General features: G+C 39.3%; 2 protein-coding genes and 1 pseudogene. All 3 read left to right on the forward strand.

What is annotated here, in order from left to right; translation table 11 throughout:
• Positions 1–282: 282 nt before the first annotated feature.
• Positions 283–861, forward strand: a complete 579-nt coding sequence (locus HMPREF9007_RS00210; RefSeq protein WP_008763896.1) for a UpxY family transcription antiterminator — start codon at positions 283–285, stop codon at positions 859–861.
• A 6-nt stretch (positions 862–867) separates the two neighbouring features.
• A complete protein-coding gene (locus HMPREF9007_RS00205) occupies positions 868–1,227 on the forward strand; it encodes a UpxZ family transcription anti-terminator antagonist (RefSeq protein WP_011107227.1) in 360 nt (119 codons plus the stop codon).
• 53 nt (positions 1,228–1,280) lie between these two features.
• A pseudogene (locus HMPREF9007_RS00200) lies at positions 1,281–1,972 on the forward strand (polysaccharide biosynthesis protein); the annotation flags it as partial.

Here is a 1,972-nt window from a genome sequence, read left to right on the forward strand (position 1 = left end):
AAATTTGATGCAAAGATAGACAAAAACACAAATAAGAACAATTAAAGCCCACTTTTTTAGTTTATCTAAAATATAGGGTAAAAACATCTTTAGACATGAAAAATACTTATTTCATGCCCACTCCTTATATACCTAATTTCCATTGGTATATACCCTTCTACTTAGGATGTAACTCTCTTGACAACATATTTGCTGCTGCTTTTCAACCTTTTTTCATTGTTCGTTTATGCTGTATACACTTCCGTTACCTAAGAAGTAACGGAAACATATGGGGTAAAAAACATGATTCTAACAAAAGAGAAATCAGCCATCCTCGGGACCAAAAATGGGACAGGGGAGGGCGTAGCGTGCTTAAAACGCTGGTATGTGGCACATGTTCGCATACATCACGAAAAAAAAGTAGCCGAATATTTGGGGAAAATGGGAATTGAGACTTTTGTTCCTGTCCAGCAAGAAATCCATCAATGGAGTGATCGCCGTAAATTAGTTGAAACAGTTCTTCTTCCGATGATGGTGTTTGTTCATGCCGATCCGAAGGAACGGATGGCTGCTTTAACTCTTGCCACGGTAAGCCGTTACATGGTGTTGCGTGGTGAGGGAAAGCCTGCTGTGATTCCTGATGATCAGATGGCGCGTTTTCGTTTTATGCTCGATTATTCGGAAGAGGCAATCTGTATGAATTATTCTCCATTAGCTCGTGGAAAGAAAGTTCGTGTTATCAAAGGTCCTTTGACGGGACTGGTTGGAGAACTAGTTGCGTTAGATGGCAAAAGTAAGATTGCTGTCCGGCTGGATATGTTGGGCTGCGCTTGTGTCGATATGCCTATCGGATATGTAGAGCAAATTGGCGAAAGAAACTAAGAGGTGATGGGGACCTTCAATAATAGCATACAGGAGAAAATAGAAAAACTACAAAAAACAGTTGATACATTGCTTCATATGGGTGAGAATATGGACTGTATATGTGTCGACGATCTTTCACTACTTAATAAAGAGATCCATGAACAGATCAATGATCTGTATCCTTATCACGGTAAGACTGCTGAGCAGGAAGCTGCTTTGTGTCTGTCTCTTCTGATGGGATATAGTGTGTCTATGTATGCCAATTCAGAGGATGAGGCAAAGAAGAAGACTGTTCTGAGGCGTTCGCAAATGATTCTGAAAAACCAATTGCCTTCACCATTGAAAATTCAGTTACACACAATCTACGATAAACTATTGTCATAGTAAATCTACTTTTTTTGAAAAAAGACTTTATAATTTATTGGGGTATTTAAATTATGAAACACGCATTTGACCGTTTTGTTCAATATTTGCAGAAAAACTATTTTAGTTATTGGATTGTATTAGGAATTGATACATTCATAGCTTTGATTTGTACCTGGGTGTCATTTATCGGCATTCATTATATAACGGAGACTTCTAAAGAAATCACTTCTCTCTTCCATATTTTGGCGATTTCTGTGATTTCCAGTATCTTAGGTTCCTTTTTATTCCATACCTACCGTAATACGATCCGCTTTTCCCAGTTGAAGGAATTATGGAGACTTGCCGGAAGTGCGCTGATAAAAGCTGTCTGTATCGCAATGGCTATCTGGCTTTTCTTGCCTCAGACGGGACTGCATAATAGTCAGAAAATAGTCTTTGTACTGTTTGATGGTATGCTTACTTTTATTGCCATGGTAGGCTTCCGTATTCAGCTGATTCTGGTTTATGAACTCCTGCTGAATATGCTGAATAAGAAGAATATGCATATTCTGATCTATGGTATTGATGATAAGAGTGTGGCATTGAAAGTCCGGCTAATGAACAGCTCCCACTATAAAGTGGTAGGCTTCTGTATCTACGGAACGGGCGACTCCATCCGACGCGTGGCTGATCTTCCCGTTTATTCATTTAAGGATGAAGAGTGCTTTAACAAGCTTATTCATAAGAAGTGTATCGGCGGCATCCTGTTTGCCCGTTACGAGAA

It is taken from the genome of Bacteroides sp. 1_1_14 (assembly GCF_000162515.1).
Taxonomy (GTDB): domain Bacteria; phylum Bacteroidota; class Bacteroidia; order Bacteroidales; family Bacteroidaceae; genus Bacteroides; species Bacteroides thetaiotaomicron.